12 protein-coding genes are annotated in these 13,692 nt (G+C 70.8%); 5 read left to right on the top strand and 7 right to left on the bottom strand.

The genetic code is table 11. The annotated features are described in order from the left end of the window. Positions 1 to 68: 68 nt before the first annotated feature. Positions 69 to 890: a class I SAM-dependent methyltransferase gene (locus tag H9652_RS15570; RefSeq protein ID WP_191797098.1), complete on the bottom strand. Its 822-nt coding sequence runs from the start codon at positions 888 to 890 to the stop codon at positions 69 to 71. A 226-nt stretch (positions 891 to 1,116) separates the two neighbouring features. Here H9652_RS15570 and H9652_RS15565 point away from each other — a divergent pair, with 226 nt between their 5' ends. Continuing rightward, the gene (locus H9652_RS15565) at positions 1,117 to 1,818 is read left to right on the top strand and encodes a hypothetical protein (RefSeq protein WP_191797096.1); all 702 of its coding nucleotides are present in this window, start codon (positions 1,117 to 1,119) and stop codon (positions 1,816 to 1,818) included. A 6-nt stretch (positions 1,819 to 1,824) separates the two neighbouring features. On the opposite strand, the gene idi is transcribed toward H9652_RS15565, so the two are convergent. The 3 genes from idi to H9652_RS15550 form a co-directional block, all read right to left on the bottom strand. Further along, entirely contained in the window at positions 1,825 to 2,424 is a 600-nt protein-coding gene (gene idi / locus H9652_RS15560) for an isopentenyl-diphosphate Delta-isomerase (RefSeq protein WP_191797094.1), read from the bottom strand. 190 nt (positions 2,425 to 2,614) lie between these two features. Then, a complete protein-coding gene (locus tag H9652_RS15555) occupies positions 2,615 to 3,970 on the bottom strand; it encodes a permease prefix domain 1-containing protein (RefSeq protein ID WP_225228321.1) in 1,356 nt (451 codons plus the stop codon). Then, positions 3,967 to 4,338, bottom strand: a complete 372-nt coding sequence (locus H9652_RS15550; protein WP_191797092.1) for a PadR family transcriptional regulator — start codon at positions 4,336 to 4,338, stop codon at positions 3,967 to 3,969. The genes H9652_RS15555 and H9652_RS15550 overlap by 4 nt, the downstream gene beginning before the upstream one ends. A 127-nt stretch (positions 4,339 to 4,465) precedes the next feature. On the opposite strand from H9652_RS15550, the gene H9652_RS15545 reads away from it, so the two are divergent. Together H9652_RS15545 and H9652_RS15540 are read left to right on the top strand one after the other, a co-directional pair. Beyond that, positions 4,466 to 5,134 (top strand): helix-turn-helix transcriptional regulator, encoded by a 669-nt coding sequence (locus H9652_RS15545; RefSeq protein ID WP_191797090.1) that lies wholly within the window; start codon positions 4,466 to 4,468, stop codon positions 5,132 to 5,134. 178 nt (positions 5,135 to 5,312) lie between these two features. Further along, positions 5,313 to 7,649, top strand: coding sequence for a trypsin-like serine peptidase (locus H9652_RS15540; protein ID WP_191797088.1), 2,337 nt, complete (start codon positions 5,313 to 5,315; stop codon positions 7,647 to 7,649). A gap of 355 nt (positions 7,650 to 8,004) precedes the next feature. Here H9652_RS15540 and H9652_RS15535 read toward each other — a convergent pair whose 3' ends face one another. Continuing rightward, complete coding sequence (locus H9652_RS15535) at positions 8,005 to 8,283, bottom strand: NAD(P)H-binding protein (RefSeq protein WP_191797086.1); 279 nt, start codon at positions 8,281 to 8,283, stop codon at positions 8,005 to 8,007. A 215-nt stretch (positions 8,284 to 8,498) separates the two neighbouring features. On the opposite strand from H9652_RS15535, the gene H9652_RS15530 reads away from it, so the two are divergent. After that, on the top strand, positions 8,499 to 10,667 hold the full coding sequence (locus tag H9652_RS15530; protein WP_191797084.1) for a DUF11 domain-containing protein: 2,169 nt from the start codon (positions 8,499 to 8,501) through the stop codon (positions 10,665 to 10,667). Here H9652_RS15530 and H9652_RS15525 read toward each other — a convergent pair. Both H9652_RS15525 and H9652_RS15520 read right to left on the bottom strand, forming a co-directional pair. After that, a complete protein-coding gene (locus H9652_RS15525; protein WP_318244201.1) occupies positions 10,664 to 11,119 on the bottom strand; it encodes a helix-turn-helix domain-containing protein in 456 nt (151 codons plus the stop codon). The two genes, H9652_RS15530 and H9652_RS15525, sit on opposite strands and share 4 nt — an antisense overlap. A gap of 138 nt (positions 11,120 to 11,257) precedes the next feature. After that, positions 11,258 to 12,574: a GntR family transcriptional regulator gene (locus H9652_RS15520; RefSeq protein WP_191797080.1), complete on the bottom strand. Its 1,317-nt coding sequence runs from the start codon at positions 12,572 to 12,574 to the stop codon at positions 11,258 to 11,260. A 240-nt stretch (positions 12,575 to 12,814) separates the two neighbouring features. Here H9652_RS15520 and H9652_RS15515 point away from each other — a divergent pair. Further along, the coding region (locus H9652_RS15515; protein WP_191797078.1) for an Ig-like domain-containing protein at positions 12,815 to 13,692 on the top strand (878 nt) is incomplete at its 3' end.

Genomic DNA, 13,692 nt, shown 5'->3' with positions numbered 1-13,692 from the left:
AGGGTACCGGCCGGCCAGGTAGGGAAGTCGCCGTCACCCTCGGCGGGTCCCAACGTCCCCCTCGGCGGTCAGAACGGCTTGCGCGCCACCACGAGGAACCGCGGCGCCTCGTCCACGAAGTCGTTGCCCGCCGCGAAGTGCATGTGCAGCGCACGCAGCGGGGCCTCGTACCGCCCGATCGCCTCGGACGACAGGCTCGCGATCTCCGGGACCTGCCACGCGATGACCTTGAGGTACCAGAGCAGCGAGCTCAGGTCGTGGAAGTGCCGGGTCCCGACGTGCTCGCGCGCCACGTCGATCACGAAGCCGGTCTCGGCCAGGTCGGCGACGGCGCCCTCGAGCGTCACGTCGTCCGGGTCCCAGGGGAGCTGTGCGCCGAGCGCGGTGTTGACCCGGATACCGTCCCGGGAGTCGACCTGCTGCGTGATGAACACGCCTCCCGGTTCCAGGACGCGCAGGACCTCGGACGGCTCGAACTCCTCGTGCCGGTCGAGCACGACCGCGAACCGGCCGTCGAGGAACGGCAGCATGAGGCCCTCGCCCTTGCTGCTCCCCACCTGCCGGACGTCCACGCCCAGGGGTTCGAGGCGCCGTCGGGCCACCGGGACGTTCGGAGGCCAGCCCTCTGTCGCGGCCGAACCCTCCGGCAAGGGCGCGAGCGAGCCGAACGCCTCGCCACCACCTGTCCCCAGGTCCAGGACCGGACCTCGACCGCTGCCGACGAGCTCGCGCGCGAGCACCAGGTAGTCCCAGGGCAGAGGGTCCTCGATGCAGCGGTCGTCGATCGGGGACAGGTCGAAGCCCACGACCGGGGTCGCCCGCGCCCACTCGACGTGCGCCTCGAACGGGGCGGCGCGGTCGGGGACGGGCAGGACTCCGGCTTCAGACATGCGTCGATTGTCCCCCGGCAGAGCGTGCTCGGTCGAAACGGCACGCCCGCCCCACGACGACCCGCACCGTGCCGGGGTCCAGGGCGGATGCCCGTGGCACACAACGCGACAAAGCGGTATTTTCGTGCGCCGACACCACGCCGCACCACCACCCGACACGAGGATTCCCCTGAGCCCCGCACCCCACCCCCTCAGCGACCGCGCGACCCACAAGGTCCGTGCCGTCGTGGACCGCCACCGGTCGACCCTCGGCGAGCTGCGGCACGTCGAGTCCTGCACGCTCTCGGCGCGCGCGATCGGTACCGTGGCGGGAGTCTTCTCCCTGCTCGTCGCGGTCGTGGCGTTCAACGGGCGCGTCGTCGAGGTGATCGGATTCGCCCTCGCGATGGGCCTGGTCCTGGCCGTGGTCCTGCGGTTCGTCGCGTCCGAGAAGCTCCTCGTGCTCGAACGTGGCCTCGTCGTGGGCTCGTTCGGGCCGTTCATGACGCCCTATGCCGTGCCGTACGCGGACGTCGTCGTGCCGAGCGTCTCGGCGATCGTCGGGACCCAGCGTCCGGTGACGCTGCTCAAGGCCGACCAGGGAGCGTCGGCGACCAACCGGACGGCCTTGTGGTCGCTGCGGTCCGTGACGTTCGTGGGGCCGACGGCGGAGGACTCCCGAGCGTTCACCCGGACCGGGACGTGGCAGCCCCGGCCCGAGAAGCAGGACCTGTGGGTGTTCTCGGTGCGGGGCGCGCGGCGCCAGGAGATCCTGGTGCGCGAGCTCGCCGCGGCGCTGCACCGGTCGGGTCAGCCGGGGGCCGAGCTCGTTCTGCCGCACGCCCTGCCGGCGCGTCGGCTGCGCGTGAGCGTCGCCGACGCCGACCACCTGCACCTGCCCGAGAAGCTGCGCTCGACGAGCGTCCAGGTCCGCTCCCGGGTCGGCTGAAGCCGCTCAGCCCAGAGCCGCGGCGACCTCGGTCAGCAGGGGCGAGACGGCGCCGTCGGGCCTGCTCGCCGCGTCGCGGAGCGCCGCGACCTGCAGGACCATCCACGGGCTGAACGCCCACGGCGTCGCGTCGACCGCGCTCCCCAGCGCGCCCGGCGCGGCCCACTCGAGCTCGGCGACCTCGTCCGGGTTGGCCGTCACGTCGCTGGCGGCGCGCGCGACGTACACGGGGCAGATCTCGTTCTCGACCACGCCCGACGCGTCCACGGCCCGGTACCGGAACCCCGGCACGGCGACCTCGAGGCCCTCGATCCGCAGGCCCAGCTCGTGCGCGGCGTGCCGCGTGATGGACTCCTCGGTCGTCTCCGTCCAGCGCGGGTGCCCGCAGAACGAGTTGGTCCACACGCCCGGCCACGTGCGCTTCGACAGGGCGCGACGCGTCACGAGGAGGCGACCTGCGCCGTCGAGCACGTAGCAGGAGAACGCGAGGTGCAGCGGCGTCTCCGTGGTGTGGACGTCGCTGCGCGCGAAGGTCCCGGTCCGGTTCCCCTCGGCGTCGACGGTCACGACGTGGTCGGCGGCGACGGGCACGTGCACGTCGGTCATGGCTCCTCCAGTGTCCTGCGGTGCTGTCGGGGGTGCACCGGTCGCAGGACCGGTGCGAGCAGCACGGGCGCGGGCGCGCCCGGGGCATCCGGCCCACTGTCACACACCGGGGGAGAGGAAGGAAGTCCGTCCGTCACGTGTTCCTCCGAGCCCGACGGCGCAGGGTCGCCCTGCGCCGTCGGGCCGCCCGTCAGACGAACCCGAAGACCGGCGGGAACGCCACGACCACGACCGCCGCCCACACGGCGTACACCGGCAGGAACTGCGTCTGCCAGCGTCCGAGAGCGGCGAACGGGCGCCGTCCCCGCAGGAACCCCGTGAGCAGGAGCGCCGACCCCACGAGGTGCACGAGCAGCAGGAGGTTGAGCCCCAGGGCCGCGACCTTGTTGGGGCTGAACCCGAACTCGGCGATGCGGGTCAGCATCGCGGTGAGCGCGACCGCGTCGACCGCGAACGCCGCGACGACCAGGGCGAGCAGGAGCGCGTCGAACAGGTGGGGCGGCGAGAGCGGGTCGCGTGCGGAGACCGAGTAGAGCAGCAGGCACAGGACGAGGACCAGGATCGCGTCCATGAGGATGAGGAGGCCGCGGTCGGTGTCGAGCAGGGAGCCGGCCGTCGCGAGGACCACGAACAGCACGAGCAGCATGACGATCGTCAGCGGCGTGAAGACGCGGGTCAGGACGGGTGCGATGTTCTCGACCACGTTCTGCTTGGCCTCGACGAGCCAGGCCGCGACGACGAGCGCCCCGGGCACCGCGAAGGGCAGGACCCAGCCCTCGAAGAACGGCTCGGGGTCGATCCCCACGATGTTCAGGGTCCCGAACGTGAGGCCCAGCAGGACGCCGCCTCCCAGGGCGAGGAGCGTGAAGTAGATCGCCAGCTCGCCCGTGAACCGGGCGAAGTCCATGCGGCCGCTGTCCGAGCGCCAGCGCCCGCCGACGTACGCGATCCCCACGAGCGCCCACAGGACGACGGGGGCGTGCAGGGCGGCGAGGAGCAGGGTCGATCCGTCCGCCTCGAACGGGTAGACGTTGAGCACGACCGCGAGCACCGCGAACGGGACCAGGAGCATCGCGCCCACGCCCCACGTGAGGCGGCGCTTCCAGGCGAAGTAGCCCGCGAGGAACGGGAGGACGAGCAGGCTGATGTTGCGCATCAGGACCGTCTCGTCGCCGATCAGCCCGGAGGCGATCTTGACCGCGACGCCGGCCCCGACCGCGAGCGCGAGGACGACGGCGAGCTCGCGCCACGAGCTCCCGCCACGACCCGTGGTGCCTGCGTCCGGGACGAGCACGAGCTGCTTCCACAGGCGGTCCGAGTGCTCGCGGGCGAACTCGCGCGAGACCTCGTCGAGGTTGCCCATGCGCTTGACGGCCACCAGGAAGGCCTCGTCGTCGTCGAGGCCCGTCGCGGTCAGGTCGGCGACCTGCTCCCGCAGGTGGTCCTCCATCTCGTCGACGTCGGCCGTGGAGATCGCCTGACGGCGCTGGACGTAGCTGCGCCACTGGTCGATCTGGGCCTCGAGCTCCGGGGTGCCGGCCATCATGCCCACCCCTCGGCCACGGCGCGGGGTGACTGGGCGTCGCCCATGTCCTTCCACACCTGCTGGAGCGCGTCGGCGACGACCTGCCACTGCGCGCGGCGCTCGGCGAGCGCCTGGTGGCCGGCGGGCGTCAGGGCGTAGTGCTTGCGCCGCCGCCCGACGTCGGACACTCCCCACGTCGCCTCGACGAACCCGAGGCGTTCGAGCCGGTGGAGCAGGGGGTAGAGCATCCCGTCGGTCCACAGCATGTGACCGCCCGAGAGCTCGTTGACGCGTCGGACGATCGCGTAGCCGTACGACTCCCCGTCCGCGAGGATGCCGAGGACGAGCGGCGTGGCCGAGGCGGCGACGAGGTCCTTGTCGATGTGCATGGTGCTCCAATACCTAGGACTGCTAGGGGTAACTAACCTAGCAGATCTAGGTATGACGGTGCGGGTCCCCCGAGACAGGCCCGGCCCGCGGTTGCCGACCCTCACGACCCGTGCCAGAAAGACGACCGTGGAGAACTCGCGGCCGAGCATCACGGTCCTCGCGCCGCACGGGACCGCCCTCGGCCCCGCGCTCCACGCCGGACTCGTGGCCCGCGGGTGGACGGCCGACCTGCACACCGTCTCCCGAGCCGACCCCACGCACCTGCGGACGAGGGCGGTCGTCGTCATCGAGGACGACGACGGCAACCCCCGGATGGGCCTGCCCACGTCCGGGTCGCTCACGACCTGCGTCTGCGTCGGCTCGGTGCGATCCGTGTCGGTCCTCCTCACGCTGCACGGGCGGGGCGCCACGGTCCTCAACCAGTCCGCGTCCCTGCTCTCGCTGCTCCGGCTCGTCGAGAGGGCACACCTGACACCCGGCCGGACCGAGCACGAGGCCGTCGCGTTCTCCCGCACGCTGCAGCGGCGACGCGACGAGAGCGCCGGCCTGGGCCGCCTGACCGCCGCCGAGAGCGGCATCCTGCGCGGCATGATCGCCGGCTTCAGCGCGGCGCAGATGAGCAACCAGCGCTACCTCTCGACCCACACGATCCGCAGCCACATCAAGTCGATCCTGACCAAGCTCCAGGTGCGGTCCCAGCTCGAGGCGGTGGCCGTCGCCCGTCGCTCCGGCCACATGACCTGGCTCCACGACGCCCCGGCACAGTTCACCAATTCTGGTGAGGACGACACCTGACGCCGTCGAGCAGAGTGAGGAACGCACGACGACGTGCGCGAGGCTCCCGCACCACCGCCCCCTCGGAGGCGGCGACGACGAGGCCCTCGCACCCACCCGGACCAGGGGACCGGTGATGCATCGATGACGAGCTGAGCACGACCATCCGTAGTCACTCGAACACGCAAGGGGATCGATGATGAGACAGGTATCGAACACGCAACCGACCACGCTCCTCAACACCACGGTCGTCGGCCAGCCCTGGCAGCCGAGCTACAAGCCGGGCCTCGGCGTCGACGCCGTGACCGGCCAGCTCCGCGCCTCGGCCGTCAAGCCGTTCACCGTCACGCCCAGCACGACCCAGAACCCCGAGTTCATGTACTCGTTCATCCAGGCGGAGAGCGACGTCCAGACCCTCATCAGCGCCTCGCTGAAGGGCTCGTACAACATCGAGGGCATCACGGTCAGCGCCAGCACCTCGTTCCTCGACGAGCTCGCCGTCTCCGACCTCGCGGTGACCCTCGTCGCCGAGGTGTCCGTCGAGGACGGCCAGTACTCGCTCGCCCCGTCGTACGAGCTCGCGGTCCAGCCCGGACCGGGCTTCCGCGAGAAGTACGGCGACTACTTCGTGGCCGGCTACCGTTCAGGCTCCTCGCTGTACGTCACCTACCAGTGCCGGTTCACGAGCACCGAGCAGCGCACGAAGTTCTCAGCGGCCGTGGCCGCCGAGGTCCCCCAGGTGTTCAGCACCGAGGGAAGCTCGAAGTTCGAGAAGGTCGCCTCGGAGCACGGGGCGAACGTCAGCATCCACATCACGGCACGCGGGGTCAAGGGCAGCTTCCCCGACCCGCCGTCGGGATCGACGTGGACGGCCGAGACCATCGTCTCGACGCTCCTGCCCTGGTTCAACGGGGCCCAGACGCCCGCCCCGCTCGAGTCCTACCTCATGGCCTACCGCATGATCGACCCGTCGATCTCGGGCGAGGTGCCCATCAGCCCCGACGTCTTCTCGCAGGTCGGCTACCTCTACGGCCAGTTCTGGCTCGCCCGGAGCCGCGTCAAGACCTGCCCCGAGTTCGGCAAGAAGCTCGTCGACGACCCGTTCCGCAGGCTCGAGAAGGACCTCGAGGCCTACCAGTCGTCGCTCCCGACCGACCAGCCCCGGATCGAGGCGTTCACGGCGGACACCAAGCGGCTCCTCGGCGAGCTCGACGTCGTCGGCAACCGCCAGACGTTCTACACCCAGGTCGTCGCCGCGTCGAAGACCGAGCCGGCCGAGGGGGAGAACTTCGACGCCGACAAGGGCCGCGTGCGCTGGGGCTACGGGTTCCAGCGCGGCGACGCCCCGGGCATCGACGTGGCCAGCGTCACCCAGAACTACTCGGCCGACTGGAAGATCGGGTGGCGGGAGAACGTGTTCACGTTCCGCGACACCTCCAAGGTGATCGTCGGGTGGGACGTGATCTGCAACCGGACCGACAACGGCGGCGACTGGCAGAAGCGCAGCGCCACGATCATCGGCCGCAACAACGGCAACGTCTACGTCAAGAGCGACTACGACCGCGGCTGCAGCTGGACGATCGTCTGGTACACGGTCGACGCCAACCTGTACCCGGCCGGCCCGTGGGCGCTGACCGCGACGCACGAGCCGGAGTTCGTCGAGTCCGACGACGTCGCCCGCGCACTCCACGCGACCGACGCCGAGGGCACCGACTACTGGACCCCCGAGCGGATGGAGGAGGCCGAACCGCTCGACCGCTCGGTCACGATCGACCGAGACTCCCTGGCGGTCACCGACGTCACCTCGACCGGCGCGGGCGGCACGATCTCCGGCACGGCCTCGTCCGAGGGCGGTCGCCTCGACCTGCTCGGCGCGGCCCAGACCTCCCGGGTCAAGGACCCCCAGTCCTTCCCCGAGCGGACCGTCGGCAAGCTCTTCTTCGTCATGGACGGCAAGCGGCACACGGCGTCGGCCGTCGTCGTCCACCGCTTCGGCATCATGACCGCCGCGCACTGCCTCGTGCTCGGGGGCAACCAGGCGACCGACATCGTCTTCGTCCCCGCCTACACGGCAGGCGCCGCCCCCTACGAGAAGTGGGCCGTCACACGGTCGGTGTGGCCCAGCGCGTGGACCACGGACGAGTCGTCCGCGTGGGACCTCGGGCTGTGCGTCGTCGCCCCCGACGGCGACGGACGAGGCGTCGGCGACGTCGTCGGCACGGCCGGCGTCCGGTGGGGGAGCACCGGCACCACCTGGGACAACACGGGCTACCCGGCCCGCCCGACCCCCCGGTTCCCGTTCGACGGCGAGCACATGTGGCACAGCCTCGGACGGCGCGTCGCGGACACCTTCCCGTCGACCGTCACGAAGGAGGACAACCTCACCGCAGGAGGCAGCGGGGGGCCGTGGTTCACGGCCGAGGACCCGACCGTGGTGAACGGCGTCTTCAGCAAGTACTCCGTCGACGAGGAGCTCAACGTCAGCCCCGAGTTCGCCGACTGGGTGGGGCAGTTCTACCACCACGTGTTCGGCTGACGCCCACCAGGACGGAACATGGCGGGTAGCAGACCGCCAGGTACGACGAAGGCCCCGGATCGACGATCCGGGGCCTTTCGTACATCACGTGGGGGGTTTCGGAAAGTGGCTGACCTGCACAGACGCACGCCTCCAGGGACTCTCAGGCACACCCTCACCTGACTTCCAGGCACACCTTTGGCACTAGAAGCGCTGGGTGACATTACAGCGTTCGTTCCGCCCCACCGCCCGGGGCCCTTCCTCGCAACGGCACACGCTCGCCCCTCCAGGGCCGCCGATAGCATCCCTTATGTCATATATTCGCCCGATAGCCCGAAGTCCGCGGAGACCCGAGGCGCGGCCGTCCGGTCAATGCTCAGCGTCGCGGAGTGGCGACGAACGGCGCGGCCCGGGGGTAGGGGTCGCGTTCGACGACGTCGAGAAGAAAGGCACCCAGGTCGGCCCGGGTGATCGATGCGGAGCGGGTGGAGCGGTGGGCGTCGTGCTCGAGTGGCTTGTCCGAACGAGGTCCGTCGATCAGTCGCGGTGGCCGCACGAGCGTCCAGTCCAGGCCGGACTCCTCCCAGATGGCGTACTCGGCGGGCTTGTCCTTGACGACGTCCCCGCCCAGGGTTTGGATGAGCCAGCTGATCACCTTGTCATTGGGTGCCTTGACGTCGCCCGGCGCGCACCGTCGAGCATCCGCTCGCCTCGCGTAGGGGTCCCGTCGTGATCGCACCGGATGGAGATCTCAGCGTGCGCCCGGCGGGGCCCGTGCGCATCCGGGCGGCCCCTCTCACAGGCAGGGATCACGGGCGGGTGCCACCATGAGGAGTTGCCACATCGGGGTGGGCGAGCATCGGAGGTGCCATGAGCGCTCGGACGGCATGGCGGGCGACCGTCGCAGGACTGGCGGTCGTGCTCGGCCTGGGCGGAGCCGTGGTGCTCGCGCCGTCGGCCGGCGCGGCGGAGTTCACCGACTACGTGGTCGTCTCCGAGCAAGAGCTCGACTTCGGCCAGGACGTCCGCTTCGGGGACCCGAACATCACCCTGACCTACACCCTGACCGCCGTCCAGGACACGACCCTGTCGACCGGTGGCTGGTACACCCCCGGACCCGACCAGTGGTTGAGCGAGGTGAGCGGCGGAGCGTGCCCAGGCCTGTCCGTCTTCAACACGACCGTCACGCTCTCCGCCGGGCAGGTCTGCACCATGACCGTGACGTTCAACCCCAACATCTCGATCGCCCCGGGCAACTCCGTGTGGGGTGGGCGCGGCTGGAACGCGACGGGCGCCGACGGTCCTGCGACCACCCAGCAGTACCTGCCCTACAAGGCGATCGTCCGCGCCCTGGACTGGGACCCGCGCAACCTGAGCTTCACTGCCGCCCCAGGAGAGACCACATCGCCCCAGACGGTGACGTTCACCAACCTCGCGCGTGTCCCCCTGTCGGCGCTCGACATGGGCGGGGAGTCCGCCGACTTCACGTTCGACCCGGGCACCTGCGCGTCTCCTCTGCCGGTCGGGGGGACGTGCACCGTGAGCTACACCTATACCGGCCTGGGGTCGTCGGTGAGCTCGACCACGTGGGTCCACTTCTCCGCGACCGGCCCCAACGGTCCCAAGGCCTACACCTACGACTCGACCGTGGTGCGCCTGTTCGGCTGGACGCAGACTCCCCCGAGCTTCGCGGACATCACCGCGACCAAGACGGTCGTGGGGACCGACCCGATCGTCGCCGGGTCGACGATCGCGTGGGACGTCACCGTGGCCAACCTCGGCCCGGACACCGCGAACACCGTCTGGCTCTACGACTTCCCCGGCCCGTACCTCGACGTCGACCGGGTCGAGGGCGCCACCTGCCAGCCGGTCGTCACCGGGCCCTCCGGCCAGGAGGGCGTGGAGCTGCGGGACCCCTACGCGCAGTGCACGGTCGGCCCGCTCGCCAGCGGCGCCTCCGCCACCGTGCGCGTCTGGACGAACGTCTCGGCCGACACCCCTCCCGGCACGACGCTCACGAACTCCGCCTCCGCCTACGGCGACCTGCAGGAGACCGACTACGACAACAACTACTTCCTCGCCGAGGCCGGCCCGACCGCCGCCGTCGCCGACGTCCAGGTGACCAAGACCGCGCCGTCCGACCCACCGGTCGTCGGGGCCACGACCGCCTGGCCCCTGACCGTGACCAACACCGGACCCGACGACGCGGCGGACGTCGTGGTCGGCGACACGTTGCCCGCCGGGACGGCCTTCGTCTCGGGTCCCGACGAGTGCACGGCCGACGCCAACGAGGTCACGTGCCTCCTCGGGGCGTTGACCTCCGGCGAGTCCTGGTCGGGCGAGATCGTCCTGCGCGTCCAGGATCCGTCCCTGGTCGGCACGAGCGTCACCAACACCGCCACGCTATCGACCACGTCGCTCGACCCCGACCCCTCGAACGACTCCTCGACCGCGACCTCCTTGCCCATCGCGGCGGCCCCGGAACCGACGGGCAATCTCGCGGTCGCTCTCACCGCGCCGCCGAGCGTCGCCGCAGGGGACGAGCTCGACCACACGATCACCGTGACGAACACGGGCAGCGTCGCGATGGACGCCGTTACAGTCGTCACGCACGTCCCCGCCAGCACCGCCTTTCTCAGCGCCGGTGGCAGCGGCACTCCCGGCGCGGCCGTGATCGAGCTCGCGGCAGCCTGCCCGGCGAGCGGCGACGTCGTGACCTGCTCGGCCGGGACCATCGCCCCTGGCGACACCGTGACGATCCCCGTCGCCCTGCGAGTCGCACCTGCGACGACCGTCGGCAGCGCGATCCCGCTCGACGCGACCGTCACGTCCGCGACGCTCGACACGGACCCGTCCGACGACACGGCCACCGCCCAGGTCACGGTCACGGCGGCAGCTCCTGCTCCGCAGGGACCAGATTCCACGGGCACCGCGCTCGCCAACAGCGGCACCGACCTGTCGACGACCGCGGCGGTGGCGTTCTTGCTCCTGGTCGCCGGGGCGACCGCCCTCGGCGTCCGCCGCACCGCGCACCGCTAGCCCCCCGACGAAGCCCGGGGCGCCGGTCGGGCGCGCGACCGTGGGCGGGAGGCCCGCAGCTCCTCGACGTCCTCCCGACGAAAGCGTCGATGCCCTCCGCTCGAGCGCTGGACGGGCAGGTGCCCGTGCTCGACCCACGACAGGAGGACCTTCACGCTGACCTCCAGCCGAGCGGCGGCCTGCGACGACGTCAGGAACATCTGCACCCGGTCAGGACACTCCTCGTCGCCAGGTACACCTCGCTCGCCGAAGGCCCCGGGGCTCTCCAGATGGATCCCGCCCCACACGCCCCACCGCTCCTCGCGACCCCGCTCGAAGCACGGTCGACGGACGGCGCAGCCGTCGCACACCTCCAACGCCTGCAGCACCCCGGTCGTCGTGCTCGGGTAGAAGCTCTCGGTGCTCATGCCACGGCACCGCGCACCCGCCCACCAGGGACTCTGATCGTTCACGTTCGTGTCGCCTCCTCTCAGGAGGGACACGCGGTCGACCGCGCTCTGGTGACGCCGGCACCCGCGGGACCGAGAGGCGCGACGAGGTGATGCACCCGCTCTGCTATGCGTCGTCTACCGGCGCGAGCGACGTTCCGGTCAGGGCGCCGGGTCGACGGCGTCGACGTCGTAGACGCGCCCGATCGTCCGGACCGCCGACTCCACGTCCCCCGCCCGCAGGAGGTCGACGACGCGGTGGTAGGGGTCGGGACCGAGCCGCTTCAAGGTCGTGGGACGGTTCGCGACGACGACGCGCTGCATCGAGGCGCTGAGCCTCGTGCCGACCTCGACGAGAACCTGGTTCTCGCACCGGGAACGCAGCAGGTCGGAGTAGGCGGCGGCGCTCTGAGCCACCGCGGCGAACGCCTGGGACTCGACCGCCTGGCCCATCGCTGTCGCCGCGTCGTCGAGGGCCACCAGGTCCTGCTCGGTGAGGTGCGGCGCGGCCAGGCGGACGACCTCCTGCGTGAGGACCCCGACGGCGACCGAGACGTCGGCGTACTCCTGGTCGGTGGGCCGGGAGACCCGAGGCTGCCGGTTCGGCTCGATGTCCACGAACCCTTCGTCGGCCAGGATGTTGAGGGCCACCCGGATGGGGGTGCGTGAGGTGCCCATCCAGGCGATCAGGTCGGACTCGGTGAGCTGCTCGCCGGGCTCGAGCGTGCCGTCCATGATCGCCTCGCGCATGCGGTCCGCGATCAGGTCGCTCATGAGCCGGCGGAACCCTGAGCGTCCGTCCGTGAGCCGCGCCTGGCGGGGCGGCATCGCTTGCGGCAGGACGGAGTCGACGAAGCCGGTCAGCGCTTCCCTGGCGGCCACCGGGTCCCGGTCGACCAGCGCCTGGGCGTGCTTCCTGGTCCGGGCCAGGGCGTCGTCGAGGTCAATCGCGTCGACCCGGGAGGCCAGGTACCGGGCGAGCATGGGGCGGAGCTCGTCACGCAACCGGCAGAAGGCCGAGTTGGCGTACCGGTCGAGGGTGACGTCGGCCAGGAGCATGTAGCGTCCGGCGACGATCTCTCGACGGACGTCGACCGTCGTCGTGCGTTCGCGCAGCACACGACGGGCGATCTCCACGTCCGCCTCTGCGGCATGCGGCGTCACGTGCTTGTTCGCGTGGCGCCACAGCGCATCGAGCGTCTCGGCCGCGTCCTTGGCCCTCCAGGGGTCGAGGCGCGAGACCAGGGTGTGCTTGCGGGGTGCGATCTCGACCAGGCCCAGCGCGGCGAGGCGGTTCAGGGCCTCACGGATCGGGGTGCGGGACGTGCCGAATCGCGCGATGAGGTCCGCCTCGACGAGCGCCTCCCCGGGCTTCAACTCCCCCGAGACGATGTCGTCCTTGAGCGCGTCGAACACTGTCGCATGCAGCGGGGTGTTGCCTCGGCCGATACCGAGCACCTCGCCCTGGGGAATGGGCATGCCTCGATCCTAGCCGATTCGTATTCTTGTCTGAGTCTCAAGGCTCAGACCCAGCGTCGACGAACCGGTCAGCCTCGACAGCGCCGCCCGAGCACAAACCTCTCAGGACGGACAGGGACTAAAGTCCCTCGTCAAATCTGAGACTGAAATATAGACTGGCACTCACATCGACGCCGCGCTTCTGGTCCCGGGCCCGGCTGAGCTAGCCCGTCCCCACCCAGCGAAGGCATCGACACCCTCATGCGTCTGTCCCGGCTCGTCCCCAATACCCTGATCCTCGCCGCGCTCGTCGGCGCGGGGTTCCTGATCCCCGGCACCGAGGCATCCGCTGCGGAGGCGGTAGGCGACTACGTCGTCGACACTGCCACCGTCGAGGTGGCCTCAGGAGCCAACGCCTCTACGACGCCCCACTCGTTCCTCGAACCGTGGCGCAAGATGCGCGACGTCACGTTCACCGTAACGCCGGGCGCACAGTTCGCGGAGGTCGCCGACGGCACGCACGCCGTCGGCGAGCACTACGCCTGCAACTCCGCTGTCGCCGACGTCGACTGCGTCTACGCCGACGCGCACACCTTCCACGTCGTCTCCGCCATCCGCGTGGACCAGCCGTCGGTGTGGTACGGAGCGACGTATCGCAACAGCATGCAGTTCGTCCCGACCATCCCGGGTGGCCACACCGAGACCGTCACCCAGACCGTGAACGGGGTCAGCCTCTACTCGAAGACCAACACATCGGCGAACCGCGCCGACTGGGACCCCGCGTTCGTCCCGCTCGTCTCGACCGCCGACATCCGCTGGTTGCCCGCGGACGTGACCGCGCAGGTCGACGGCACCGACGACACCACGCGATCCGCAGACCTGTCAGGGACCGGCGACCCCGGGGCCACGGTCACCGTCACGGACGCCGACGGCGCGGAGCTCGCCTCCGCCACGGTCGCCGCCGACGGCACCTGGTCCACAACGGTCCAGGGCCTGCACGAAGGCGCCAATGACCTGGCCGTCGAGCAGAGCGTCCCGGGTGGCCCGACCACCCATGCCGAGATCACGGTCGGCATCACACCTGCCGCTGACCCCGCCGACCCGGCCGACCCCACCGACCAGGGCGACCCCACCGACCA

Source organism: Oerskovia rustica (assembly GCF_014836555.1).
In the GTDB taxonomy this organism is placed as follows: Bacteria; Actinomycetota; Actinomycetes; order Actinomycetales; family Cellulomonadaceae; genus Oerskovia; species Oerskovia rustica.
Note: the sequence above shows the minus strand (reverse complement) of the source record. Positions and strands in the feature narration are given on the sequence as shown.